This window comes from Kitasatospora sp. NPDC051702, from assembly GCF_040681575.1.
In the GTDB taxonomy this organism is placed as follows: domain Bacteria; phylum Actinomycetota; class Actinomycetes; order Streptomycetales; family Streptomycetaceae; genus Kitasatospora.
Window position 1 is genome coordinate 12,187 of sequence record NZ_JBFAZB010000051.1, and the last position, 23,883, is coordinate 36,069.

General features: G+C 74.4%; 22 protein-coding genes. 9 read left to right on the forward strand and 13 right to left on the reverse strand.

The window, feature by feature from the left end; all coding sequences use genetic code 11:
* Window positions 1-44: 44 nt before the first annotated feature.
* The 5 genes from AB0N04_RS31810 to AB0N04_RS31830 all read right to left on the reverse strand — a co-directional run bounded on the left by AB0N04_RS31810 (window position 45) and on the right by AB0N04_RS31830 (window position 6,523).
* Window positions 45-2,009, reverse strand: a complete 1,965-nt coding sequence (locus AB0N04_RS31810) for a cellulase family glycosylhydrolase (RefSeq protein ID WP_360222145.1) — start codon at window positions 2,007-2,009, stop codon at window positions 45-47.
* 150 nt (window positions 2,010-2,159) lie between these two features.
* Window positions 2,160-2,999, reverse strand: coding sequence for a carbohydrate ABC transporter permease (locus AB0N04_RS31815; RefSeq protein WP_360222142.1), 840 nt, complete (start codon window positions 2,997-2,999; stop codon window positions 2,160-2,162).
* Between the two features lie 7 nt (window positions 3,000-3,006).
* Window positions 3,007-4,020, reverse strand: a complete 1,014-nt coding sequence (locus AB0N04_RS31820) for a sugar ABC transporter permease (protein ID WP_360222139.1) — start codon at window positions 4,018-4,020, stop codon at window positions 3,007-3,009.
* Complete coding sequence (locus tag AB0N04_RS31825) at window positions 4,020-5,288, reverse strand: extracellular solute-binding protein (RefSeq protein WP_360222136.1); 1,269 nt, start codon at window positions 5,286-5,288, stop codon at window positions 4,020-4,022. Before AB0N04_RS31825 ends, AB0N04_RS31820 begins: the two co-directional genes overlap by 1 nt.
* 74 nt (window positions 5,289-5,362) lie before the next feature.
* Window positions 5,363-6,523, reverse strand: coding sequence for an ROK family transcriptional regulator (locus AB0N04_RS31830; protein ID WP_360222133.1), 1,161 nt, complete (start codon window positions 6,521-6,523; stop codon window positions 5,363-5,365).
* 175 nt (window positions 6,524-6,698) lie between these two features.
* On the opposite strand from AB0N04_RS31830, the gene AB0N04_RS31835 reads away from it, so the two are divergent.
* Window positions 6,699-8,813 (forward strand): alpha-galactosidase, encoded by a 2,115-nt coding sequence (locus AB0N04_RS31835; protein ID WP_360222130.1) that lies wholly within the window; start codon window positions 6,699-6,701, stop codon window positions 8,811-8,813.
* Between the two features lie 102 nt (window positions 8,814-8,915).
* On the opposite strand, the gene AB0N04_RS31840 is transcribed toward AB0N04_RS31835, so the two are convergent.
* The gene (locus tag AB0N04_RS31840) at window positions 8,916-9,635 is read right to left on the reverse strand and encodes a hypothetical protein (RefSeq protein WP_360218052.1); all 720 of its coding nucleotides are present in this window, start codon (window positions 9,633-9,635) and stop codon (window positions 8,916-8,918) included.
* Window positions 9,632-10,825 (reverse strand): tryptophan 7-halogenase, encoded by a 1,194-nt coding sequence (locus AB0N04_RS31845; RefSeq protein WP_360218050.1) that lies wholly within the window; start codon window positions 10,823-10,825, stop codon window positions 9,632-9,634. Before AB0N04_RS31845 ends, AB0N04_RS31840 begins: the two co-directional genes overlap by 4 nt.
* Window positions 10,826-11,204: 379 nt before the next feature.
* On the opposite strand from AB0N04_RS31845, the gene AB0N04_RS31850 reads away from it, so the two are divergent.
* Together AB0N04_RS31850 and cydB are read left to right on the forward strand one after the other, a co-directional pair.
* Window positions 11,205-12,587: a cytochrome ubiquinol oxidase subunit I gene (locus tag AB0N04_RS31850; protein ID WP_360218047.1), complete on the forward strand. Its 1,383-nt coding sequence runs from the start codon at window positions 11,205-11,207 to the stop codon at window positions 12,585-12,587.
* A gap of 8 nt (window positions 12,588-12,595) precedes the next feature.
* The gene (gene cydB / locus AB0N04_RS31855) at window positions 12,596-13,609 is read left to right on the forward strand and encodes a cytochrome d ubiquinol oxidase subunit II (RefSeq protein WP_360218044.1); all 1,014 of its coding nucleotides are present in this window, start codon (window positions 12,596-12,598) and stop codon (window positions 13,607-13,609) included.
* A gap of 131 nt (window positions 13,610-13,740) precedes the next feature.
* Here cydB and AB0N04_RS31860 read toward each other — a convergent pair whose 3' ends face one another.
* Both AB0N04_RS31860 and AB0N04_RS31865 read right to left on the reverse strand, forming a co-directional pair.
* Window positions 13,741-14,334 carry a hypothetical protein gene (locus AB0N04_RS31860; RefSeq protein WP_360218041.1) on the reverse strand — a complete coding sequence of 198 codons (594 nt, stop codon included), beginning with the start codon at window positions 14,332-14,334 and terminating at the stop codon, window positions 13,741-13,743.
* Window positions 14,335-14,515: 181 nt separating this feature from the next.
* On the reverse strand, window positions 14,516-14,719 hold the full coding sequence (locus tag AB0N04_RS31865; protein WP_360218038.1) for a hypothetical protein: 204 nt from the start codon (window positions 14,717-14,719) through the stop codon (window positions 14,516-14,518).
* On the opposite strand from AB0N04_RS31865, the gene AB0N04_RS31870 reads away from it, so the two are divergent.
* On the forward strand, window positions 14,711-14,875 hold the full coding sequence (locus AB0N04_RS31870; protein WP_360218035.1) for a hypothetical protein: 165 nt from the start codon (window positions 14,711-14,713) through the stop codon (window positions 14,873-14,875). The genes AB0N04_RS31865 and AB0N04_RS31870 overlap by 9 nt on opposite strands.
* Before the next feature lie 74 nt (window positions 14,876-14,949).
* Here the strand turns inward: AB0N04_RS31870 and AB0N04_RS31875 are convergent, their stop codons facing one another.
* A complete protein-coding gene (locus AB0N04_RS31875) occupies window positions 14,950-15,918 on the reverse strand; it encodes a DUF4436 family protein (RefSeq protein WP_360218032.1) in 969 nt (322 codons plus the stop codon).
* A 206-nt stretch (window positions 15,919-16,124) separates the two neighbouring features.
* Between AB0N04_RS31875 and AB0N04_RS31880 the strand changes: the two genes are divergently transcribed.
* Window positions 16,125-17,390 carry a threonine/serine exporter family protein gene (locus AB0N04_RS31880; RefSeq protein WP_360218029.1) on the forward strand — a complete coding sequence of 422 codons (1,266 nt, stop codon included), beginning with the start codon at window positions 16,125-16,127 and terminating at the stop codon, window positions 17,388-17,390.
* Between the two features lie 39 nt (window positions 17,391-17,429).
* Here AB0N04_RS31880 and AB0N04_RS31885 read toward each other — a convergent pair whose 3' ends face one another.
* Complete coding sequence (locus AB0N04_RS31885) at window positions 17,430-18,464, reverse strand: Lrp/AsnC family transcriptional regulator (RefSeq protein WP_360218026.1); 1,035 nt, start codon at window positions 18,462-18,464, stop codon at window positions 17,430-17,432.
* 292 nt (window positions 18,465-18,756) lie between these two features.
* On the opposite strand from AB0N04_RS31885, the gene AB0N04_RS31890 reads away from it, so the two are divergent.
* From AB0N04_RS31890 to AB0N04_RS31900, 3 genes are all read left to right on the forward strand, one after another.
* The gene (locus AB0N04_RS31890; RefSeq protein ID WP_360218023.1) at window positions 18,757-19,599 is read left to right on the forward strand and encodes an NAD(P)H-binding protein; all 843 of its coding nucleotides are present in this window, start codon (window positions 18,757-18,759) and stop codon (window positions 19,597-19,599) included.
* A 7-nt stretch (window positions 19,600-19,606) separates the two neighbouring features.
* Window positions 19,607-20,524: an alpha/beta hydrolase gene (locus AB0N04_RS31895; protein WP_360218020.1), complete on the forward strand. Its 918-nt coding sequence runs from the start codon at window positions 19,607-19,609 to the stop codon at window positions 20,522-20,524.
* A 147-nt stretch (window positions 20,525-20,671) separates the two neighbouring features.
* A complete protein-coding gene (locus tag AB0N04_RS31900; RefSeq protein WP_360218018.1) occupies window positions 20,672-21,886 on the forward strand; it encodes a saccharopine dehydrogenase NADP-binding domain-containing protein in 1,215 nt (404 codons plus the stop codon).
* A 208-nt stretch (window positions 21,887-22,094) separates the two neighbouring features.
* Here AB0N04_RS31900 and AB0N04_RS31905 read toward each other — a convergent pair whose 3' ends face one another.
* Window positions 22,095-22,826, reverse strand: coding sequence for a hypothetical protein (locus tag AB0N04_RS31905; RefSeq protein WP_360218015.1), 732 nt, complete (start codon window positions 22,824-22,826; stop codon window positions 22,095-22,097).
* A 73-nt stretch (window positions 22,827-22,899) separates the two neighbouring features.
* Window positions 22,900-23,022 carry a hypothetical protein gene (locus tag AB0N04_RS31910; protein ID WP_360218012.1) on the reverse strand — a complete coding sequence of 41 codons (123 nt, stop codon included), beginning with the start codon at window positions 23,020-23,022 and terminating at the stop codon, window positions 22,900-22,902.
* A gap of 403 nt (window positions 23,023-23,425) precedes the next feature.
* Between AB0N04_RS31910 and AB0N04_RS31915 the strand changes: the two genes are divergently transcribed.
* Window positions 23,426-23,788, forward strand: a complete 363-nt coding sequence (locus AB0N04_RS31915) for a hypothetical protein (RefSeq protein WP_360218009.1) — start codon at window positions 23,426-23,428, stop codon at window positions 23,786-23,788.
* Window positions 23,789-23,883 lie beyond the last annotated feature (95 nt).

Below are 23,883 nucleotides of genomic sequence, written 5' to 3' on the forward strand. Positions count from 1 at the left end.
TGCTCCTGGCTTCGGGTGCGGGGCGGTCGGGGTGTGGGGGCGGATCAGCGGAGCGGTCGGCAGAGCAGGGCGTCGGGGGCGCCGCCGTGCATCCACCGCCAGGTGAAGGCGACGCCGGCGAGGTACTCGTCGTCGGCGCACTGGCCCTTGTAGTGGCCGGGTGCCCAGTCGCTGGCGTTCGATCCGCCGGTGGCGGGCCGGTTGTCTCCGTGGTCGAACCAGACGAGGCGGTTGGTGGCGGGCAGCGCTGTGGCGGAGGGCGCGCAGAGCAGGGTGGCCATGGCGTTGCCGTTGACGCTGTAGCCGACGGCGAAGCCGTTGTCGGGGCACTGGAGCTTGTTGTAGCCGCCGGCCCAGTCGTCCTTGACGTAGCGTTCGTCGGTGACGGCCGTCCAGGCGCCGGCGCTCTTGGCGGGTTGCCCGGCGTCGGTGCACAGACCGCGGTTGGAGCTGCGGGCGAGGCCGACGACGCGCTCGGTGTCGGGGCAGTTGCCCTTGCGGTAGCCGACCGCCCAGTCGGCCGCGGGGCGCATGGTGCGGGAGAGGTTCTGGTCGCCGAAGTCGAGGTCGACCGTGTTCCAGTGGTCGACCGGCGGGACGGCGCCGGTCCTGGCGGGGGCGTCGACGAGCTTGTTCCAGTCGGCGGCGCGCCAGTCGCCGGGGTCCTCGACGCCGGTGCGCCGGCCGGTGGCGTCGTAACTGATCAGCGCCCAGTTGTCGTTCGGCTTGCCGGTGGCGTCGCTCCAGCCGACCAGCGGCCACTGGGCGAAGTCGGTGTCGTTCTTCACCAGGATGTCGGTGAAGCGGTCGAACCAGTCCTTCTCCTTGGCGTTGTCCGAGCCCCGGCCGCCGGCGCCGAACTCGCTGATCCACACGGGGGCGGTGAAGTGCTGTCCGGCCTGGGTGACGAACAGGGCCTCGTCGTCCACGGCCTGGACGAGCTGTTCGGGGGTGAGGTCCTGGTAGCGGGGGTCGTTGGTCTCGCCGTTCTGCCAGCCGCCGCTCGCACCGGTGTGGTGGGGCCCGGTGTAGCCGTAGAAGTGCGCGGAGTAGACCAGCTTGCCGGAGTCGATCAGGGTGTTGGAGAGGGTGCGGACCGGGGTGAGCATCGGGCGGCCGTGGCTGAACATCCCGGAGGGGATGCCCTGCCAGTTGATGCCCTCCATGATGATCAGCAGGTCGGGGTCGGCCTCGAGGATCCTGTTGCCGGCCTGTTCGAAGGCGGCGTAGAGGTCGTGGTCGTCGCCCCACCCCCAGTTCGGGTCGTCCCAGGTGTCGCGGCGGACCTCGTTGCGCAGGTCGGCGCCCACCACGCGCTTGTTGTCCTTGTACCGCTCGGCCAGGAACACCCAGTCGTCGACCCACTGCTGGGTGGACTGGCCGCTGTTCCAGCGCTCGTTGCCGTCCAGCGCGCAGCAGAACCGGTAGCTGGTGGTGTGGTTGTTGAGGACGACGGCGAAGCCGTCGGCGGTGAGCGCGGCGACCACGGCGTCGTACACCTGGAGCGGGGTCTTCCCCCTGAGCTGCGGGTTGGCCGCGACGGCGGAGTCCGGGACGGGCGCCGTGTCGTGGATCATCGCGTTGGCGAACGGGAGCCGGATGCTGTTGACGCCCACCGCGTGGAAGTCGGCCGTGATCCGGCCGAGCGGGGTGCGGTCCAGGCCGAGCGGGATGTCGTGGGAGACCTGTCCGGCCTGGTTGTTCGCCGGGTCGTCGACGGCGCCGCTGCCCTCCCAGGTGCCCTGGGCGCCGGCCCAGTTGCCCGACTTGAGTTTGAAGCGCTGGCCGTTCGCGTCGACGACGTACCGGCCCCGGGTGGACAGCGGCCCGGTCCAGGAGGCGGCGAGTCGGTCCCCCGTCAGCGCGACGGGGGCGGCGGAGGCGGTGCCGGTGGTGGGCGCCGTGCCGGTGGCCGGCGCGGCGACGGCGCCGGGGGCGGACAGGACGAGCAGTGCCGCGGTGGCGAGTACCGCGGGCAGGCCGCGCGGGGCGGTTCCGACGGATCGCACGAGGGCGGATCGCACGAGGGCGGATCGCACGGGGGCGGATCGCACGGGGGCGGATCGCATGAGGGTTTCCCTCCGGTCTGGTGGGGTGAGGGAGGTGCTGGGTGGTGCGGGCCCCGGCTCACGGCGTCCGGGGAGACGGGGGCGGGCGGCTCAGCCCTTGAGGCCGCTGGTGGCGATGCCTTCGACGATGTACCGCTGGGCGATGAGGAACATCGCCACCAGCGGGGCGACGGTCACGACGGCGCCGGCGAACAGGCCCGGCAGGTTGATGGTCTGCGAGGTGAGGAAGGTGGACAGGGCGATCTGTGCGGTCCACGCGGACGGGTCCTGGCCGATGACCAGCGGCCACAGGAAGGAGTTCCAGCTGTCGATGAAGGCGAGCGCCCCGAGCGAGGCGAGCATGGCGCCCGAGGCGGGCAGGGCGATCCGGCGGTAGAGGCCGGTCCAGCCGAGGCCGTCGAGCCGCCCGGCCTCCTCGATCTCGGCGGGGAACCGCAGGTAGAAGTTGCGGAACAGCAGGACGGCGAAGGGGTTGAACAGGCCGGGGGCGATGACGCCCCACAGGGTGTTGACCCCGCCCATCGAGCCGACCACCACGAAGGTGGGCACGAAGGTGACCGAGCCGGGGATCATCAGGGTGGCCACCACCAGGGCCAGCAGGACGCCGCGTCCGGGCACCGGGATCCGCGCGAAGGCGTAGCCGGCGGCGGAGGCCAGGAGCGTCGAGACGGGCGCGGTGATCCCGGCGATCAGCAGGGAGTTCCCGAGGGCCTGCCCCATGTGCAGGGTCGGGTCGTCGAAGAGCGCCGTGAAGTTCTCCCAGTGCGGGTGGGCGGGCCACCAGGTCCACCGGGGCGAGGTGAGGCCCCTGGCGTCCATCAGCGCGTTGCGCAGGATCAGGTAGAACGGCGCCAGGAAGGCCGCCGTCAGCAGGCCCACCAGCAGGCCGCGCGCGCCGGGGCGCAGGCGCCTGAGCAGGTCGGTCGTCATGGTCGGTTCACTCCTCGCCCTTGCCGAAGCCGGTCAGCCGGCCCTGGATCAGGGTGGCGCCCACGATCAGCGCGGTGAGGACGAAGGCCCCCGCCGAGCCGAGGCCGTAGTCCTGGGCGCCCATCGCGGTGTTGTAGAGGTAGACCAGCGGGGTCTGCACGGGCGCGGTGGCGGTGCCCGAGAGGCCGCTGTTGAACAGGTTGTAGAACTCGTCGAAGGCCTGGAAGGCCGCGATGAACTGGAGCATCAGCACCGCGACGGAGGTGTTGCGCAGCAGCGGCAGGGTGATCAGCCGCAGCAGCCGCAGACCGGTGGCGCCGTCCAGGGCGGCGGCCTCGTGCACGTCGTGGGGGACGGCCTGCAGGCCGGCCAGGAAGAGCACCATGTAGAAGCCGACCTGGAGCCAGAGCCGGACGCTGACCAGGACGATCCAGTACAGCGGGGGGTCGGTGGTCTGCAGCCAGGGCACGGCGGCCATCCCGAACCAGCCCCCGACGGTGTTGGCGATGCCCGCGGGCAGGCCGTTGAACAGGCACATCTTCCAGAGCAGCGAGGCCGCGACGTAGGAGACGGCGGCCGGGATCAGGAAGGCCGTGCGCACCACGGCCCTCCCGCGCCGGACGCGGTGCACGAGCAGGGCGAGGCCGAGCGAGGCGGCGAAGGTGACCGGCACGACGGCGAGGGTGAACAGCACGATCTGGACGAGCGAGGAGCGGAAGGCCGGGTCGGCGAGCAGGTGCCGGTAGTTGTCCAGGCCGACCCAGTGGCCGAGGGCGATGCTGCCGTGGGCGTCGCTGAGGCTGAGCAGCAGGCTCCAGCCGATGGCGACGTACTTGAAGATCCCGAGGCCGATCAGCATCGGGCCGGTGAGCAGGGCGAACGCCGCCCAGGCGCGCCGGTCGGCACGCCCGGGGCGGCGGGCCGGGGCGGGGCCCCGCGGTGGGGCCGCGGGGCGCCCGGTACGTGCGGTGCGTGCGGGGCGCGGCACGGTGTCCGGGGTGGTGTCCGGGGTGGCGTTCATCAGCCGCGCTGCTTGTCCACGGCGGTCTGGGCCTGCGCGGCCGCGTCGGCCAGCAGCTGTGCGGGGTCGCCCTGCCCGGCGGCGATCCTGGCGGCGGCCGCGTTGAAGGGCGTGGCGACGGCGGTGTCCCAGGTGCTGGGATTGCTCCTGCCGTACCGGGCGGCGAGTTCGACGGTCTCCTTGGCGGCGCCCCGGGAGAGCTTGTCGGCGCTGGCGGCCACCGAGGTGCGCGGCGGTATGTGGAGGCCGTAGCTCTCCGCGAAATCCTTCTGGAGGTCGGTCTGTTCGATCCAGAGCCACTGGACGAACCGCTTGGCCGCGTCCACGTGCCGGCCCTTGGCGTTGACGCAGCTGGTCCAGCCGCCGACGCGCAGCACGGGGCTGCCGCCCGGCTTGAAGGCCGGCCAGGGCAGGACGCCGAAGTCGTCGCCGAGCGCGGTGCCGATCGCGGGCATCGCCCACAGGCCGCACCACTGGATCGGGACGACGTCCTGGGTGAGGGCGGACGGGTCCCACCAGTCGGTGGTGAAGCCGAGCAGCAGGGACTGGTCGTCGTGCAGCCGCTTGAGGCCGGCGATCGCCTCGACGGCCTGCGGCGAGGCGAAGCCCACCTTGCCGTCGGTCACCAGGTCGCCGCCGTTCGAGCGGACCGCCAGCAGGGGCGTGTCGCCGATGCCGTCGTTGCCGACGAACAGGCCCTTGCCGCTCCTGGTGGTGAGCGCCCTGGCCGCGGCGACCAGTTCGTCGAAGGTGGCGGGCGGGCGGATCCCGGCCTTGTCGAGGGCGCTCCTGCGGTAGTAGAGCATCATGACGTCGTCGATCATCTTGACGCCGTGGGGCTTGCCGTCGACGGTCACGTAGGCGAGGTCGCCCGGGTTGAAGTCGGAGCGCGCCGCGCCGTACAGGTCGTCGAGCGGGGCGATCTGGCCGCGCCGGGCCATGCCCTCGCTGAAGTCGCCGATCTCGAAGACGTCCGGGGCGCCGTCGGTGAGCAGGGTCGCGTTGATCTTGCTGGTGTAGTCGCCCGGCACCCAGGTGACCTTGACCGCGATGTCGGGGTGGGCCTTGGTGAAGGACTCGGCGTAGCGGGTGGCGGCCTGCTGGCTGCCGGCCTCGCCGTAGGCGTGGAACCAGACGTTCAGCGTGGTCCTGGCGCCGGAGGAGCCGCCGGTCGGGTCGGTGCTGCAGCCGACGGCCGCGCCGGCGACGAAGAGCAGCGAGCCGCTGAGGAATCCACGTCGGCTGAGCTGCGGTCCGTGTGCGCTCATTTCGCATCCTCGGGGGTGGGGGTGTGGGTGTGTCCGTCCCGGCCGGTGCCCGCTACGGGGGCCGGCGCCCGGCCCTAGGGGAAGAGGGCCTGGATGCCGAGCACCGCGGCTCCTCTGGCCCACTCCTCCCAGGGGAGCGGACGCAGCGTCAGCGGGCACTTCGCGGCGGCCTTGAAGCAGTGGGCGGCGTACGCTTCCCTGATGTGCGTGCCGAACAGGTCGTAGGTGTCGAGGCCCTCCCCGGTGACGACGACCCGTTCGGGGCCGAGCAGGTTGACCAGGGTGGCGATGCCGGTGCCGATCGCCCGGCCGGCCCGGGCGAAGGCCGCGCGGGCGGCGGGATCACCGCCGCGGGCGAGGTGGACGGCGCCGTCGAAGTCGAGGTCCGGGTCCGCGGCGGCGTGCCGGACCGCGGCCAGGATGGCGTCGCTGGAGGCGATCGCCTCCACGCAGCCGGTCTGGCCGCAGTGGCAGACCGGTCCGGCCGGGTCGATGGAGACGTGCCCCATCTCGCCGGCCACCCCGTACGCCCCGGCGATCAGCTGCCCGTTGACGACCAGTCCGGAGCCGATGCCCGCCCCGATGGTGACGAGCGCGAAGTACTCGGTGCCGATGCCCTCCCCGTACCAGTGTTCGGCGGAGGTGAGGGCCTTGACGTCGTTCTCGACGGTGACGCTCAGGCCGGTCGCCCGCGCCACCGTCGCGGCCAGCGGGACGTCCCGCCAGCCGGGGAGGACGGAGTAGCGGACCCGCCCGGCGGCGCGGTCCACGTCCCCGGAGACGGAGATCCCGAGGTGGCGGGTGCGCTCGCGGAACGCCGGGTCCGCGTCGAGCAGTCGCTCGACGAGCGCACCGACCAGGGCGCACACGGCCTCCGGGCCGCGGTCCTCGCCCAGCCGGACGTCGGCGGTGGCCCGCATGCCGGCCCGCAGGTCGCAGACCGCGCCGAACAGTGCCTCGGCGCTGATCTTGACCCCGACGAAGTACTCGCGGTCCACCGTGACGGCCAGCGGGTTGACGGGCCGTCCGGCGCCGGGGGCGGTGCGCTCCGGGGGGAGTTCGTGCAGGTAGCCGTCGTCGATGAGCGGCCGGGCGGCCTTGGTGACGGCGGTGGAGGACAGGCCGGTGCGGCGGGCCAACTCGACCCGGCTGAGCGGTCCTTCGGTGAGCAGCAGCGCGAGCATCGAGGTCTCGGCCGGTGCGGTGACCAACGGCTGGGCATGGGTGGGGAACACGGCTGCAACCTACGACAAATAAATAACTTCTTCCAGTATTGATTTTGACGATCCAACAGATCTAACCTCGGGGCCACCCGTGTGCCCCGCCACCACACCAAGGACCCTTCCCCGGAAGGCCGTTCACCGCTCCGGCTCCCGGTCCGACCACCGCTCTCCTCCCTGGGGGACACCCGTGCCTTCCGCCCCTTCCGCCGTCACCTTCGACGCCACCCTCGGCCTCGCCGTGCTCCGCACCCCGAACAGCGTCTACGCCCTGCGCATCGGCGCCGACGGCAGCCCCCGCCACGTCCACTGGGGCCCCGTGCTCGACCCCCGCGGACTCCCGCACCCCCACTCCCCCGCGGACAGCAGCTTCGAGGACGAGGCCGCCGCCGACGAACTGGGCGTCCAGAGCGGCGCCCGCTTCGGCCCGGCCGGCCTCCAGGTGCGCTTCCCCGACGGCACCTCCGGCGCCCAGTGGCGCTTCCTCGGCCACCGCGTCGACGGCGGCGAACTGCGCCTGCGCCTGGCCGACCGCGGCTACCCGCTGACCGCCGAACTCTGCTACCGGGTGCACCCCGACAGCGACGTCATCGAGCGCTGGACCGAACTCACCCACACCGCCGCCCCCGGAGACGACTTCGGCCCGATCACCGTCCACCGCCTCGACTCCGCGTCCTGGACGGCCCCGCCGCTGCCCGACGCCCGGCTCAGCCACCTGGTGGGCGGCTGGTCCAGCGAGTTCCAGCTGCACCGCGACCGGCTCCCCGTCGCCGAGACGGTGCTCACCAGCCGCCGGGGCCTCACCGGCCACCACGCGAGCCCCTGGCTGGCCCTGGACGACGGCACCGCCACCGAGGAGCGGGGCGACGTGTGGAGCACCGCCCTCGCCTGGAGCGGGAGTTGGCGGATCGCCGTGCACCGGGACCCGGTCGGCCGCACCACCTGGACGGGCGGCTTCGGCCACGAGGGGCTCAGCTGGTCCCTGCGGCCGGGCGAGACGCTCCGCACCCCGGTCTTCGCCGGCCTGCACACCCCGGACGGCTTCGGCGGGGCGAGCCGCGCCTGGCACCACCACGTCCGCACCCGCGTCCTGCCGGAGCCCGACCGCGACCGGCCCGTCCTCTACAACTCCTGGGAGGCCACCGGCTTCGACGTCGACCAGGAGGGCCAGTGCCGCCTCGCCGAGCTCGCCGCCGGGCTCGGCGCCGAACTCTTCGTCCTGGACGACGGCTGGTTCGGCGCCCGCACCGGTGACCACGCCGGCCTCGGCGACTGGACCCCCCGCCCGGAGGCCTTCCCCGACGGCCTGCGGCCCCTCGCCGACCACGTCCACGGCCTCGGCATGGCCTTCGGCCTCTGGGTCGAGCCGGAGATGGTCAACGCCGACAGCGACCTCTACCGCGCCCACCCCGACTGGGTGCTCCACTCCCCCACCCGGGACGCGACCGAACTGCGCCACCAGCTCGTCCTCGACCTCTCCCGACCCGAGGTCGAGGACCTGGTCCGCACCACCCTCGACCGGCTGGTCGGCGAGAACGCCGTGGACTGGCTCAAGTGGGACGCCAACCGCCCCTTCACCGAGGCCGGCCGGGCCGGCCACCCGGATCCCGACCGGGTGTGGATCGACCACACCCGGGCCGTCCACCGGATCATGGACCGGCTGCGCGCCGACCACCCCGGTCTGCGGATCGAGGCCTGCGCGGGCGGCGGCGGCCGCGTAGACCTCGCCGTCCTCGCCCGCACCGACCAGGCGTGGACCTCCGACAACACCGACCCCGTCGACCGGATCGCCATCCAGCACGGCTTCGGCCAGCTCCTCCCCGCGCAGTCCATGGCCGCCTGGGTCACCGACTCGCCGAACGGCCTCACCGGCCGCGCCACCCCGCTGCGCTTCCGCTTCCACGTCGCCATGGCCGGGGCGCTCGGCCTCGGCGGGGACCTCACCCGGTGGACACCGGACGAACTCGCCGAGGCCGCCCGCCTGGTGGCCGAGTACAAGCGGATCCGGCCACTCGTGCAGCACGGCCTCCAGCACCGGCTCACCGGCCCCGACGGGCTCACCGCCGTCCACTACGCCGCCGCGGACGACACCGAGCACGCCGTCCTCGTCTGGCGCCCCACCACCCGGTTCGGCCACCGGCCCGCCCCGCTGCGCCTGCCCGCCCTGCACCCCGCCGCGCGCTACCGCGACCCGGAGACCGGCCGGGTGTACGACGGCGCCCTGCTCCGGCACCGCGGCCTCGATCCGGACCTGCCCGCCGGCGACTACGCCAGCCGCCTGATCCGGCTGCACCGGGCCGACTGAGGCACCCCCGTCCCGGTGGGCCGGGCGTCCGCCCGGCCCACCGCGCACCCGCGCGGGCCCGGACCTCCCCCACGGCCCGGGCCCGCGCGCGCTGCGGCGACCCTAGTGGTCGTTGAGGCTGGTGCCGTTCCACCACCCCTGGCGTCCGACGGTGAACGTGACGGTCCGGGCGCCGATCTGCCCCTCGTAGCTCTGGCCCTTCGTCAGCAGGCTCCGGTCGATGACGCCCTTGGGGTCCTTGATGCCGAGGAAGGTGACGGCGCCGGCGTGGTCCAGGTTGCTCTGCTGGAAGCCGGAGGGCCGGACGGTGGTGATGACCTCGTCCCAGTTCCTGGGTGCGGCGAGCTGGTGGGCCAGGTGGACCTCGGTGCCCTGGCCGAAGGCGAGGTAGGTGAGGAAGTCGGGGTAGTCGGTGGCGTCGAGCGGCCGGTAGTGGACGACGTCCTCCTTCCGGCAGGTGGCGATGGTCGCGTCGAGGATCGTGGTGAAGGTGCGCCGCCCCTCGCCGTCGACCGTCACCCGCTCCAGTTCCACCGGCAGCGAGGTGCGGGTGCCGTCGACGATCTCCGCGAGCGGCCAGTGGCCCTCGGTGAACAGGGAGTAGTAGACCTGCTCGTTCTGGTACCGGGAGAGGTCCTTGAGGTACGTCTGGCGCAGCTGCGCGTCCAGCCCGAACTTGTTGATCATCTGGAAGGCGTGGACGGGCACGAAGTAGAGCGGCAGGTGGTAGGCGAAGATCGTGCCGGTGCCGATCAGCAGGAAGCGGTGGCCGTGCCGCGGGGCGGCGGATCCGTCGGTGGAGGCGGCGTCGGGGGTGGTCATGCGGGCGCTCCTGTGGGTGCGGGGGGAACGGGTCGGGTGCTCCCCCGGCCGGCGGCGGGGCGCGCGGCCCCGGCGACGCGGCGGCGGTGCCAGAAGGGGTGCTCGGGCCACCGGCCTTCGAGGGAGTAGTAGGCGCGCCGGTTGCGCAGGTGGACGGCACTGATCGTGTCGAGCTCGCTCGCGTACCCGGCGAGGGCCGTCCGGTCGCCCCCGAGGTGGCGGTGGACGGCCTGGCCGGCCCGCAGGCCCGTGTACAGGGCGGTGAGGATGCCCTGGGAGGAGAGCGGGTCGAACGCGGCGGCGGCGTCCCCCGCCGCGGTCCAGCCGTCCCCGGTGACGACGTCCAGCCGGGCCGTGTGGGCGGGCGCGCGCCGCACCGGGGCGCCGGCCGGCCACGGGTGCGCGGCCGCCCACCGGGCGGTGTGCCGGGTCGCCCCAAGCCCGGGGAGGGGTTCGGCACCCCCGGTCCGGGCGCCCGGCAGGTCGGCGTCGGTGTAGCGGGCGAGCAGCCGGCGGCCGCCGGGCAGCAGCGCCGTGTACCACCAGCCGTCGGGCACCGCCTCCACCAGGGTCGAGGCGTCGGCCACGGGTTCGGCCGGTGCGGGCAGGGTGAGGTGGAGCGCGACGAGCCGGTCGTCGACCGTGCGGCGGGCCCCCGCGGCCGTGGCCAGGGCGGCCCGGCGGCCGGTGGCGTCGACCAGCCAGCGGCAGCGCACGGCAGGGCGCGCGTGCCGGCCGCGCAGCTCGACCGTCCAGCCGCCGTCGCCGTGGCGCTCGGCCGGGCGGACCAGGGTGCGCTCGGCCACCACCGCGCCGCCGCCGCGCGCGCGGTCGCGCAGCCCCCGGTCGAAGCGGGCCCGGTCCAGGTGCCAGCCGTGGCCGTGCGGGTCGTGGATGCTGTCCTGCGCGGCGAGCTCCGCCGAGCCCCAGGCCGACAGGTTGGCGCGGCAGGGCAGGTGGTGGCGTCCGTCGAGCAGGTCCTCGGCACCGAGGTCCCGCAGCAGGACCCGGGCGGCGGCCGGGAGCGCCTCGCCGACGGACGGCGCGCCGGTGGCGGCGTCGGCCAGCAGGACGCTGCGGCCGGCCCCGGCGAGCGCCAGCGCGGCCGCCGCGCCGGCCGGGCCGCCGCCCGCGACCACCACGTCGTACCTCGCGGGGTGGATCCCGGCGCGGGCGATGTCGTCGTCCACGGGGTCGCGCACTCCTTCCGAAGGGGGAGCTCGGAGGTTCGTCGGACGGTGGCGGCCGGGTGACCGTGCGCGGGACTGCGGGACCGTCGACGGACGGTTCACGGACGGTTCACGGACGGGGTTCGGCCACCGGGGGAACCTCTGACGGTGCCCCCAGACTGACAGATCGACCACGATCCACCGGTGGGGCTGCGGGCCGGATCGCGCACTTCACCCGGACGGCTGGACGGGGCGGGCACGCCGGCGGGCGCCGGGCGGCCGCCCGGGTGGTTCCGCCGATCGGCCTGCACCCGCCGGAGCGAACCGCGGCGGTGGCACCCCGCCGGCCCCGCGGTCGCGTGGTTGACTGAGGCCGAGCGTCCGGCGATGGGGAACCACATTGAGTCAACTCGACCTGGCCAGGCTGCAGTTCGCCATGACGTCGGTCTACCACTTCCTGTTCGTGCCGGTCACCATCGGCCTGGGTTTCCTGACCGCCCTGCTGCAGACCGGCTGGCACCGCACCGGCCGGACCGAACTGCTGCGGCTCACCCGGTTCTTCGGCGTCCTCCTGGTGATCAACATCGCCGTGGGCGTGGTCACCGGCCTGGTGCAGGAGTTCCAGTTCGGCATGGACTGGTCGGAGTACTCGCGCACCGTCGGCGACGTCTTCGGCGCCCCGCTGGCCATGGAGGGGCTGGCCGCGTTCTTCCTGGAGTCGACCTTCCTCGGCCTGTGGCTGTTCGGCTGGGACCGCCTGCCGCCGCGGGTGCACCTGGCGACGATCTGGGCCGTGGCCGTGGGCGGCGCCCTGTCCGCGGCCTTCATCATGATGGCCAACTCCTGGATGCAGCACCCGGTCGGCTACACCATCGACCCGTCCAGCGGCCGGCCCCGGCTCGACGACGTGTGGGCGCTGTTCACCAACCCGGTGTTCCTCCGCGGGTACCTGCACGCGGTCCTCGCCTCGGTGGTCACCGGGTGCGCGGTGATGCTCGCCGTCTCCGCCTGGCAGCTGCGCAGGGGCTCCTCCCCGACCGCCTTCCACGCGACCGCCCGGCTGGCGCTGGTCGTGCTGGTCCCGGTGCTCCTGGTCGCGATGCTGGTCGGCAGCGAACTCGGCGTCACCGAGGGGAAGTACCAGCCGATGAAGATCGCCGGCGCCGAGGCCCAGTGGGACACCTGCCAGCCCTGCTCCTTCTCGCTCTTCCAGGTCGGCGGCGGCAAGAACGACATGACCCCGACCCGGATCGTCTCCGTCCCGCACCTGCTCTCGCTGCTCGCCACCAACCACTGGAACGGCCAGGTGCTGGGGCTCAACGCCGTCCAGGCCCAGTACGAGCAGCAGTACGGGCCCGGCGACTACGTCCCGAACATCTTCGTCCAGTACTGGGCGATGCGGGTGATGGCGTACCTCGCCGTCGTCCTGCTGCTGGTCGGGCTGTGGGGCCTGTGGCTGCTGTGGCGCAAGCGGCTCGGCACCGCGCGCCGGTTCCTGCGGGTGGCGGTCTGGGCCTCGGTGCTGCCGTTCCTGATGAACACGGCGGGCTGGCTGCTCACCGAGAGCGGGCGCCAGCCGTGGATCGTCCAGGGGATCCAGCTCACCCGCAACGGCGTCTCGCCCTCGGTGGGCACCACCACCGTCGCCATCAGCATCCTGGTGTTCTTCCTGCTCTACGCCGCGCTCGCGGTGGTCGAGGTCGTCCTGATCGCCCGGTACGCCCGCAAGGAGCTGTCCCCGCCGCCCGCCGAGGACGCCCCGGTCCCGGCCCTGAGCTACTGAGGCCCCCGATGGCGCTCGCCACCTTCTGGTTCATCGTCACCGCCGTGCTGTGGACGGGCTTCTTCGTCCTGGAGGGCTTCGACCTGGGCGTCGGCATGCTGCACACCGTCGTCGCCCGCGACGAAGCCGGCCGGCGGGCGGCGATCAACACCATCGGCCCGCTCTGGGACGGCAACGAGGTCTGGCTGATCGTCGCCGCCGCGGCGATGTTCGCCGCGTTCCCCGACTGGTACGCCACCGTGTTCTCCGCGCTCTACCTCGCCCTGATCCTGCTGCTGGCCGCACTCATCGTGCGCGGCGTCTCCTTCGAGTTCCGCGGCAAGGGCGAGGGCGCCCGCTGGCGCCGCACCTGGGACACCCTGCTCACCGGCGGCAGCCTGCTGGTGCCCCTGCTGATCGGGATCGCCCTCGGCGACCTGCTGCACGGCCTGCCGATCGACGGCGACCGGGAGTTCACCGGCTCCTTCGCCGACCTGTTCTCCTGGTACTCGGTGTTCGCCGGCATCACCCTCGTCCTGCTCTGCCTGCTGCACGGCGCGACGTTCATCGCCCTCAGGACCACCGGCGCGGTGCGGGCCCGCGCCAAATTGCTGGCCCGCCGCATCGCACCGGCGGCCGTCCTCGCCGTGCTGGCCTTCCTGCCGTGGACCCACTCCACCGCGGGCAAGGGCGTGCTGCCGGACATCCTCGAACTCGTCGCCGTGCTCGCCGTCCTCGCCGCCGGCTGGCTCGTCACCGGGCGGCGCGAGGGCTGGGCGTTCGTGGCCACCGCGGTCACGATCGGGACGACCGTCCTGTCGATGTTCGTCGACCTCTACCCCCGGCTGGTCGTCTCCAGCACCGACCCCGCCTTCGACCTGACCGTCCACAACAGCGCCTCGGGCGGGTACGCGCTGAAGGTCATCAGCGTCGTCGCGGTGGTCTTCCTCCCGCTGGTGCTCGCCTACCAGGGCTGGACGTACCACGTCTTCCGCCTGCGCGTCTCCGCCGAGGACTTCGCGCCGTCCCGCACGGCGGAGTGACGGGCCGGGGCCGTCGCGGGACCGGACGACCGAGGGTCCTCGCCCGGGTGGGGCGAGGACCCTCGGGGTGCGGGGCCTGCTGAGCCGTCGGGCCGTCAGGCCTTCGGGGCGGTCGGGGCCGTGCGGGCCGGCTAGGAGGGGAAGGGCCAGACCGGGCACCACGGCCAGACGATCTGGCCGGGGATCGGCGGGCCCCACGGCGGGCAGGGCGGGAGGGGCTGCGGGGCGGGCGGGGCGGAGGTCCACAGGACCTTGCCGTCCAGGGCGACCGCGATCGCGCCCTCGTTGTAGATGTCCAGCTCGGCGCCCCAGCGGCCGCCCGTCTGGCTGTTCCACAGCGGCGCGTTGGCGGCCGAGTAGACGACGAGATTGCCGTCGCCCTGCATGACCAGCACGTTGCCGTTGGGCATGGCGCCGGGCGCCACCCAGACCGGCTTGTTGTCGCGGTAGAGCACGACGTTGCCGTCGCCCTGCATGGCGAGCATCACCCGGCCGTCCGGCGAGTACCAGGCCTGGTTGCGGGAGATCGACGTGTTGCCCGGGATGCGGGTGGGCGTGGACAGCGCCGCGAGCGCGGTGGCGGACGCCTGGACGGGTGCCTGGGCGGACGCCTTCGCGGTCGAGGGCGCCGCCGGGGCGGCGTGGGCGGATCCTGCGGTCAGGGTGGCGAACCCGACGGCGGCGACGGCCGCCAGGGCGGCGGCCCGGGTGCGGAAAGTGGTCATGGCAGGGCTACGGGTCCTTTCGAACGGGGACGGCGGTGGGGCCGCTGGGGCCCGTCCCGCCGACGGCGCGTCAGCTGGGTTCCGCGCGCCGGGCGCTCAGGCTATGGCCGTCACCCGTGGGGGCTGCGGCAGTTGGACCGGCAGCTGACCGGCACCCGCGCGGGCGCCGGCGAGCCGCCCGCTAGCTCCGGGCGACGAGGTCCGCGAGACGGGTGAGCGAGGTCTCGACCACCTCGGTCTGGGTGCCGAGGCGGTGCGCCTCCTGCGGGGGAAGGTCGACGCGGGCGGTGATCCGGGTGGCGCGGCCGTCGTCCAGGGGCTCCAGCCGCCACCTCAGGCCGTCGGCACGTGGATCGAGGACGTCACGTCCCGGGACATGACCCACCGGATCGAGAACGAGGTCCTCCAGGCGAACCGGGCGGCCTTCACCGAGGCCTGCCGCTACCCGGACGGGACCAACGTGCTCTGCACGGCGGTGCTCGACCTCGACGACGACGGCCGGATCGTCCGCGAGCTCGGCCTCCAGGCCTGGGACGGCTGACCCGGCCCGCCCCGGGCCCGGCCCGCCGGCCCGGGGCACCGACCCTGCCGCTCGCGCCCGGGCGCCGGGCCGGGTCAGGGCGCGGTGGCGGCCGCCTCCGCCTCCTTCTCGCGGCGCAGCCGGTGCTCGGTGCGGATGCCGCACCAGGCGGTGCAGGTCAGGCTGGCGGCGATGATCCCCTCGGCCCAGAAGAAGGCGACGTAGTCCATCAGCGAGCCGATCGGCGGCGAGCCCGGCGCGGCGTTGCGCATGCCGATCAGGGCGAACAGGCTCGCCGCCATCCAGCCCAGCGAGGGCCAGACCAGGCCCTCCCGCTTGCGGTACAGCACCTCGGCCGCACCGAGGACGGCCAGGGCCAGCGCCCACATCGCCGCGATCATGAACCAGGAGAGGATGAAGGTGCTGCGGGAGCGGGTGATCCGCGCGTCCAGGGTCACGACGCCGGCGCTCGCGGGCGCCGCCTGCGGGCCGGGCGCGGCCTGCGGGCCTGCCGCGACCTGTGGGCGCAGGACGAAGAACGGGTCGGTGTCGGTGAAGACGATGCCGACCGGGACGGCCGCGCCCCCGCTGGTGGCGCCGAAACCGACGTCCATCCGGTAACGGTCGAAGGGGTAGTCGGTCTTGGTGCCGTCGTACATCCCCACCTGGACGAGCTGGGACGGCGCGTTCTCCCCCTCGGCCGCCCTGATGGTCACCTTGGGGGTGCCGGTGACGGAGATCTCGACCGGCCGACCGAAGGTCTGGGAGTCCGGTGCGGCGGCGAACCGGCCGTGCGGGACGGGTGTGACGTAGAGCGTCAGCTGCTGGGCCACCGGGTCCACGTCCTGCGCGGTGACGTCGAGTTCGATCCAGTCCGGCGCCGACGGGACCGCCAGCTCGCGGGTCTGCTCACGGGTGTTGCGCTCGTTCAGGTAGAGCCCGATCCCCCCGCCGCACAGGGCGGTGACCATCGCCAGGACGACGATGAACCGCCAACGGCGGCGGCGCGGGCGCCGGTGGGGTGCGGTGCGGGGCGCGCTGGTGACATCGGTGCTGACCTGCACGGTCGTCCTTCCTGCAGTGCTGGTGCTGCCCCACACCTGCATTTAACTGAAAATTCAGTCAAACCCCTCGAAAGACCGCCGTCGCCGTCCCGGTCCGTGGCCGGGAACCGGGCTCGGCACCGGGATCGACGCCGCCCGGGGCCGCCGCCGCGGACCCGGCACCCCGTCCGAGCGGGCGATCCGGGCGCTATGGGACCATACGCGCCATGTTCAGCACGTTTCCGCCGGATCGGGGCCCCCACGCCCCGGCCGGCCCCCCGACCGACCCCCGCCGCCGCCTCCTGCTCGAACTGGGCGCGGCCCTGCTGAGCGGGGGCCTGCCGGTCCACGACGTGGAGGAGGAGCTGCGCGGGCTCGGGCGGGCGCTGGGTGCGCCCGAGGTGCGGGTCGCGGCCTTCACCACCGGCCTGTTCGTCGCGCTCGGCCCGGACGACGCGACCGTCCTCGAGCCCGTCGGCCCCGCCCTGCGGTTCGAGCAGACGGCCGACCTCCTCGATCTGGTCCACCGGCTGCGCGCGGGCGCGGTCGACGGACACCGGGCGCTGAGCGATCTGGACGCGATCCGCCGGGCACCGGCCCGCTGGCCCACCTGGGTCGCCGACCTCGGGATGCTGCCGGTCGGGGTGGGGCTCTGCCTCTTCCTGCAACCGGTGGCGGTGAACGTCCTCGCGTCGGCGATCGGCTCACTGATCGTCGTGGGCCTCACCATGACGGCCCGCCGGCTGCCGCTGCTGCGGCCCCTGCTGCCCGTCACCGCCGGCTTCCTCGTCTCCGTCCTCGTGCTGGCGGCCGCCCGGGCCGCGCTGCTGGACGGGCCGCTGCGCACGATCGTCGCCACCCTGGCGATCCTGCTGCCCGGCGCCCTCCTGGTCACCGGGCTGTCGGAGATCGCCGCGGGTGCGGCCAGTGCGGGGACGGCCAGACTGGTGTCCGGCTCCGTCCAGCTGGCCCTCTTCCTCGCCGGCGTGGTGGCCGCCACCGCCGCCACCGGCGTCCCCGCCTCCGCGCTGGCCGACACCAGGGTGGCGGAGCCGAGCTGGTGGGTGATCTGCCTGGGGCTGGCGCTCGCCGTGGCCGGGCTGGTCGTCAACGTCTACACCCCGCCACCGGCCATCCCCTGGATCGTCGCGGTGATCGCGGTGACGGCCGCCGTCCAGATCCCGGTGACCTCCGCCAACGGCGCGGCGCTCGGCGGGCTGGCCGGCGCGGTCACCGCCGCCGCCGCGGCCACCGTCGCGCACTGGCTGCCGGGCGGTCCGTCCTGGCAGGTGCTCTACCTCCCCGCGTTCTGGGTCGTGGTGCCCGGCTCCTTCGGTCTGCTCAACACCGCGCAGATCGAGGTCGGCAACGGGGCGCACGCCGTCCTCGCCGCGGTGTCGGCGCTGTTCGGGGTCAGCGTCGGCACGCTGATCGGCTCGGTCATCAGCCGGATCCCCCGGCCCGCACCCGCTCTGCTGCGGCCGGGCGCCTGAGCGGAGGCACCGCGGCCGGGCGGGCCGCTCCCGCTGCCCTCACCTCGACGGGAGCGACGGGAGCGACGGGACCGGCGGGACCGGCAGCGGAGTGCGCTTAACGGCGTGACCGACGATGGCCGTCTCGACGTGGGTGATGCCCAGGCCGACCAGGTCACGGGAGAGGAAGCCGTAGAGGGCCGTCAGGTCCGGGAAGTACGCGGCCGCGTGCAGGTTGGAGGGGCCCGAGGTCGCGAACGCCCCGTGCACCGAGGGGTGGTCGGCCAGCGCCTGCCCGGCCGAGGCCAGGTGGTCCGGGGCCACCTGCAGCAGGAACTTGGCCTCGATGGACAGCCCGAGGCGGCGGGGGTCGACCAGCACCTGGGTGACCAGCCGGCCCTGGGCCGCCATGTGGGCGAGGCGCCGGCGCACCGTGCTCTCCGGGTGGCCGGTGCGCGCCGCAAGGGCCACCGCGCTCAGCCGTGCGTCCGGCGTGAGGGCGTCGATCAGCGAGCACTCCACGGCGTCCGTCTCGACGCCGTACGGCCCCGGGGCACCGGAGGCGGCCGCCCCGGGGGCCGGCTCGGCCGGGCGCAGGGCCTCCCGTTCGGCCGCGGTCAGCACCTGGTGGCGCCACTCGGAGGTGAGCCGGAAGACGTGCAGGATGGTGGCGCTCTCCAGGGACGTCACCGCCTGGGTCGAGGGCAGCCGGCGGAAGACCAGGTGGTCGCGCGAGCCCGGCTCGGTACGGGCGACCGCGAAGACCTCGTCGCCCGACGTGGTGACGTCGATGAACGGGATGTCCTCGCGCGCCGCGAGCGCCGCCACGATGGTGTCGAGCTTGCCCCGCAGGACCCGGATGCGCAGGAAGAGGGCCCCGGCCGAGCCCCCGTTGCGCGGCCGCGCCACCGGCGAGATCACCACCCGCACGGTGCCGTCGGCGCCGAGCGCCTGCAGACGGCGGCGGACGGCCGCGGCACCGAGCCCCAGCACCTGGGCCGCCCGCTCCGCCGTGAGGCGGCCGTCGCACTGCAACGCGGCCACCAGCCGCTGGTCCGGGAGGCTCAGGACGGAACTCGCCGATTCACGCGCCATGCGTGCGAGTTTCGCCGATTCACGCACCGTGCGTGCGAGTTTCGCCCATTCCGGGGCCTCGCGGCGCATCTCCCGGGGAGCCCGCCCCGAGGATGGAGGTCATCCGTTCCGCCCCGTCCCCGACGCAGGTCGGCGGACCCCGAGCCCCGGAAAGGAGCGACCAGTGATCCTCGACCCGCGCATCTGGTTCCCCGGCCTCACCGACTGATCGTCAGCACCACCGGCGCCGCGCCGACGGCACGGGGGTCCGCCGGCGCGGCACCCATCGGAAATCCCGGACAGGAGAACGCACATGATCATGGTCACTGGCGCGACCGGGACGGTCGGTCGCGAAGTGGTGGAGCTGCTGGCGGCGCAGGGCCGCGAGACGGCGGCCGTCACCCGCGGTCCCGCCGCCGGCGGGTTCGCCGACGGCGTCCGGCCGGTCGTCGCCGATCCGTCCCGGCCGCGGTCGCTGGCACCGGCGCTGGACGGCGTGGAAGCCCTCCTGCTCAGTCCGCGCGCCGTCGACGGCGCCGCTGCCGAGCTGCTGGCGCTGGCGGCCGAGCACGGCGTGCGACGCGTCGTGGTGCTGTCGGCCGTCACCGTCGAGTACGGCGGCGGGTACCGGCGCTTCGCCGAGGAGTTCGCGCTGGTGGAGGCCGCGGCCGCGGCCTCCGGGCTCCAGTGGACCTTCCTCCGGTGCGCCGACTTCGCCGCCAACGCGCTCGCCTGGGCACCGCAGATCCGTGCGAACGGCACCGCCCGCGGTGTGCACGGCGCTGCGGCCACCTCCCCCGTCCACCAGCGGGACGTCGCCGAGATCGCCGTACGGGCACTGCTGGACCCCGCCCACGCGGGCCGCGCCCACCCGATCACCGGGCCGGAGTCGCTCACCCAGCACGACAAGGCCCGGATCATCGGCGAGGCGATCGGCAGGGACCTGTCCTTCGAGGAGATGCCCCCCGAGCAGCTGCGCCGGGCGATGCTCGCCCAGGGGCTGCCCGAGGACGTGCCCGACCGGCTGATCGGCTACGCGGCCGCGTGCCTGACCGACCCCGGACCGACCACGGACACCGTCGCGCGCCTCCTGGGGCGCCCCGCCCTCACCTTCGCCACCTGGGCCGCCGAACACGCGGCCGCCTTCCGGAACTGAGGCCGCCATGGACGTCACCACCGGGAACGACCGCACCGCGCCCGACCGCAGTGCCGTCATGAAGCGGATCGAGCTGTCGGCCGGGACGATCGAGTACCGGGACACCGGTGGCGACGGCCCCGTCCTGGTCCTGCTGCACGGTCTGCTGATGGACGCCACGCTGTGGGACGACACGATCGCCCGTCTGGCCGCCGACCACCGCTGCCTGGCACCGACCCTGCCGCTCGGGGCGCACCGGCTCCCGATGCGCCCCGACGCCGACCTGTCGCTGCCCGGTGCGGCGCGACTGGTCGCCGAGTTCCTCGACCGTCTCGGGCTGCACGACGCCACGCTCGTCGGCAACGACACCGGCGGGGCGCTCCTCCAGCTCCTCATGAGCGACGGCGCCACCCGGATCGGGCGGGCCGTCCTCGTCTCCTGCGACGCCTTCGACAACTTCCCGCCCGGGCTGACCGGCAGGACGCTGCTGCTCACCGGACGGCTCCCGCCCCGGCTGTTCGGGCTGTTCATGCAGCAGATGCGGCTGCGCGCCGTCCGACGGCTGCCGGTCGCGTTCGGGTGGCTGACCAAGCGCGGCGACGCCGCCACCGCCCGGTGGATGACACCGGTCCTGCGGCAGTCCGGCATCCGCCGCGACACCGTGCGCCTGCTCCGGGCGGCGGCGGCCGACACCCGCCTCCTGCTCGAAGCGGCCGAGGGCCTGCCGGGCTTCGACCGCCCCACCCTCGTGGTCTGGGCGGCCGAGGACCGCGTGATGCCACCCGAGCACGCCCGCCGCCTCGTCGAGCTCGTCCCCCGTGCACGGCTGGCCGTGGTGGACGACAGCTACACGCTCGTCCCGCTGGACCAGCCCGGACGACTCGCCGACCTCCTCCGCGAGTTCGCCCGTGCACCCGACCCGTCAGGTGCCGGCCGAGCCGGCTGACCCGGGGGCCTTCGGCCGGTCGTCTGCGCCTGCGAGCGGCACCCGACGCGCCGGGCGCCGGGGACCGGCGCGCGGGCCGGGACGTTGACAGTGCCGCGACGGGCTCCTAGCGTGGCGCAGCCGACTACCCGCGAGTAGGGACCCTTGATGGCCGAGCCCCGCCCGTACGACCTCGTCCTGTTCGGTGCCACCGGGTTCACCGGCGGACTCACCGCCGAGTACCTGGCCCGGACCGTGCCCGAGGGCTGCCGCTGGGCACTCGCCGGACGCGACGAGCGCAGGCTCGCCGCCGTCCGGACCAGGCTGGCGCGGATCGACCCGCGCTGCGCCGACCTCCCCCTGCTGACCGCGGACGCCGCCGACCGCGAGGCGCTGCGCGCCGTGGCCGCCGGGGCCCGGGTGGTGGTCTCCACCGTCGGCCCGTACCTGCAGCACGGCGAACCCCTGGTGGCGGCCTGCGCGGACGCCGGCACCGACTACGTGGACCTCACCGGCGAACCCGAGTTCGTCGACCGGATGTACCTCCGGCACCACGAGCGCGCGGTGGCGACCGGCGCACGGCTGGTGCACGCCTGCGGCTTCGACTCCGTCCCGCACGACCTCGGCGTGCTGTTCACCGTCGAGGAACTGCTGCGCCGCGGCGGCCCGGCGACCGCGCTCAGGGTGGAGGGCTTCGTCCGCGCCGGCGGCACCATCTCCGGCGGCACCTTCGCCTCGGCGATGACGGCCTTCTCCCGACCGCGCGCGATGGCCCGGGCCGCCCGGGCGCGCCGCGCCGTGGAACCCCGGCCGAAGGGACGGCTGGTCCGCACCCCGACCGGCCGTCCGCACCGCTCCCGGGTGGCCCGGGCCTGGGCGGTGCCGATGCCCACGATCGACCCGCAGGTGGTGTCCCGCTCGGCGGCCGCACTGGGCGCGTACGGCCCCGACTTCGGGTACGCGCACTACGCCGCGGTGCGACGGCTGCCGATCGCCCTCGCTGGTGTCGCCGCGGTGGCCTCGATCGCCCTCGCCGCCCAACTGCCGGTACTGCGAAGGGCCCTGGGGCGGCTGCGCAAGCCCGGAGACGGCCCGGGAGAGGACCAGCGGGCCCGCTCCTGGTTCGCCGTCCGGTTCGTGGCCCGGGAGCGTGGCGGACGGACCGTCCTCACCGAGGTGTCCGGGGGCGACCCGGGCTACCAGGAGACCGCGAAGATGCTCGCCGAGGCGGCTCTCTGCCTCGCGTACGACGACCTGCCGCCCGTCGCGGGACAGCTGACCACGGCGGTGGCGATGGGCCGACCGCTGATCGACCGGCTGATCGCGGCGGGCCTCTCCTTCCGGGTCCTGGACACGCCGCCGACGGCCGCCCCGGGCCGCTGACGGGCGGACGGGTCGGCAGCGGGCGGCCGGCGCCGCGCCGATCAGAAGACCGGTCCCGGTGGCACCCCGGCACGTCATCGGGCCCGGTCGACGAGGGCGTCCTGCACCTGCTGCGGAGGTGGGGGGACTCCGCCGAGGCCGTCTACCAGCTCCTCAGCGCGTAGGGCCGGATGCCCCGTCATCGACGCCGGCCTGCGCTGGTCGAAGGTCAGGCCGAGCCGGTCGCCCCCTCCACCGTCCACCAGGACCGGGGGTCGTCGCAGCCCTCGACGGCCACCCGCTCGCCGTAGCCGTGCTCGGCGAGGCAGCCGCCCCCGTTGGCGTGGAGCCTCAGCCGGGTGGCGGTGCGCCCGTCGGACGCCTCCCGGCCCGGCGGCCCCAAGGGGGTGTGGGCGTCCACGACGCCCCACCGCTGGCCGCCGTCCTGCTGCCGCTCGTCGGCCAGTTCGTACGCGAGGTAGACCGAACCGTCGGGGTCGGCGGTGAGTACGAGGGGCTGAGGCGCCTCCTCGTCCGTGCTCACCAGCAGCGACTGGAGGACCACCTCGCCGTCGGCAACGGGCCGGACGAGCCATTCCTGGTCCCCGCCCGCGCTCTCCGGCATGGCGATCACGCCGGCCCCGTCGGCCGCGCGGGAGCCGTCGACCCCGGCCGCCGCCATCCTCAGCGCCGCCGGTCGGGCCGTCAGGGTGCCGAGCCCGCCGAGCTGTCGGGGTGCGGCCACCGGCGCGTCGGCCGGCCACAGCGGCGACGTGCCCGTCCGGTCGGTCTGCTCCTGCGGGAGGAGTCCGCCCCGGGCATCCGGCTGGTCCGGTCCGATGACCGCGGCGGGCGGCGGTGCATCCGTCGTCGGCTCCGCCGGTCTCTCCTGACGGACCACCAGGACACAGGTGAGCAGGGTGAGCGCGGTGGTGGTCTGCGCGGCGACGCGCACGGCCATGTGAGGCAACTTGACTTTCCTCCCGAGCGGTTGGGGGTGTCGAAGGATGCGGCGGGGGTCCCGGGCCGCCGGGTCAGGAACCGCCCGGCACGGCGGCCGGCGTGACCCGGACCGGCGCCACGACGGTGGCGGCCACGGCCGGCAGGGCGAAACGCCGCTCCTTCTTGCGCAGGTCGGCCGGGCTCTCGTTGCTCAATGAATCTCTCCTCGTGGTGGTGCGGACCCGGCCGGGGCCGGAGTGGCGCGGTGGTTCACGGTGCGGTGCCCGGCGCTTGGGTGGTCTCACGGTTCGGTGTCCGGCGCTTCGGTGGTTCACGGTGCGGTGGTCGACGGGCTTGCGCTCGACGGTTCAACGATTCACCCGGCGAGGGTTGACGGTTCGGCGGCGACGGACGGCGGGCGACCGGTGCACGCGCGCCGCCCGGTCGGCGAAGGCGCCGCCCGGTGCGCGATGCCAGGGCGGTTCACCACCGTCGGAGCGACCGCGCCCTGCCGTTCGGTACCGTGGTCCAGGGTGTCGCGCCGACCCTGCGGGGCACCGGCCCGCCCGCTGGATCGTCAGGACCGGGCAGCGCGGCCTGACCGAATCCGACCGGGCGATGCTGCTCGGCTGGCGCGACCCGGTCGAGGGTGTCTTCGAGGTCCGACGCAAGGACGGGGACGCCGTCATCCTGCTGAACCTGGTGGACGACCAGCGACGAGCTGCTCCTCCCCCCTGGCGAAGCGGGGGAACGCCTCGCCGCCTGGCCGCCGCCCACCCGGACACGGTCGACGCGGTGTTCCGGGGGCTGCTGCGGAAACCCGGGTTCACCTGGAGCGAGCACGGCGAGGACCTGCTGCACCGGCGCAAGCCCTGGTACTTCGAGCGGGAGCCCCGCCCGGGCGTCTCCGTGATCGGCGAGCGCCTCGGCGAACTGGCCGCCGGCACCCGACCGCGCTTCACCAGGGCGCGGCGGGCCTGACCGGGCTGCTCCCCCATGAGTGAGGGGAGGCGGCGGACCGGTTCGCCGGCGCGGCGCTGAGCCGGGCCCGGGGCGAGCCGGGCCCGGCGGGGGGC

Excerpts from the sequence above, each read along its gene's own strand:
- AB0N04_RS31840 (WP_360218052.1), bottom strand. The coding sequence starts at position 9,635 with ATGACCACCCCCGACGCCGCCTCCACCGACGGATCCGCCGCCCCGCGG.
- AB0N04_RS31915 (WP_360218009.1), top strand. The coding sequence starts at position 23,426 with ATGCTGCTCGGCTGGCGCGACCCGGTCGAGGGTGTCTTCGAGGTCCGA.
- AB0N04_RS31895 (WP_360218020.1), top strand. The coding sequence starts at position 19,607 with ATGGACGTCACCACCGGGAACGACCGCACCGCGCCCGACCGCAGTGCC.
- AB0N04_RS31900 (WP_360218018.1), top strand. The coding sequence starts at position 20,672 with ATGGCCGAGCCCCGCCCGTACGACCTCGTCCTGTTCGGTGCCACCGGG.
- AB0N04_RS31905 (WP_360218015.1), bottom strand. The coding sequence starts at position 22,826 with ATGGCCGTGCGCGTCGCCGCGCAGACCACCACCGCGCTCACCCTGCTC.
- AB0N04_RS31825 (WP_360222136.1), bottom strand. The coding sequence starts at position 5,288 with ATGAGCGCACACGGACCGCAGCTCAGCCGACGTGGATTCCTCAGCGGC.
- AB0N04_RS31860 (WP_360218041.1), bottom strand. The coding sequence starts at position 14,334 with ATGACCACTTTCCGCACCCGGGCCGCCGCCCTGGCGGCCGTCGCCGCC.
- AB0N04_RS31890 (WP_360218023.1), top strand. The coding sequence starts at position 18,757 with ATGATCATGGTCACTGGCGCGACCGGGACGGTCGGTCGCGAAGTGGTG.
- AB0N04_RS31815 (WP_360222142.1), bottom strand. The coding sequence starts at position 2,999 with ATGACGACCGACCTGCTCAGGCGCCTGCGCCCCGGCGCGCGCGGCCTG.
- cydB (WP_360218044.1), top strand. The coding sequence starts at position 12,596 with ATGGCGCTCGCCACCTTCTGGTTCATCGTCACCGCCGTGCTGTGGACG.
- AB0N04_RS31820 (WP_360222139.1), bottom strand. The coding sequence starts at position 4,020 with ATGAACGCCACCCCGGACACCACCCCGGACACCGTGCCGCGCCCCGCA.
- AB0N04_RS31880 (WP_360218029.1), top strand. The coding sequence starts at position 16,125 with ATGTTCAGCACGTTTCCGCCGGATCGGGGCCCCCACGCCCCGGCCGGC.
- AB0N04_RS31885 (WP_360218026.1), bottom strand. The coding sequence starts at position 18,464 with ATGGCGCGTGAATCGGCGAGTTCCGTCCTGAGCCTCCCGGACCAGCGG.
- AB0N04_RS31870 (WP_360218035.1), top strand. The coding sequence starts at position 14,711 with ATGACCCACCGGATCGAGAACGAGGTCCTCCAGGCGAACCGGGCGGCC.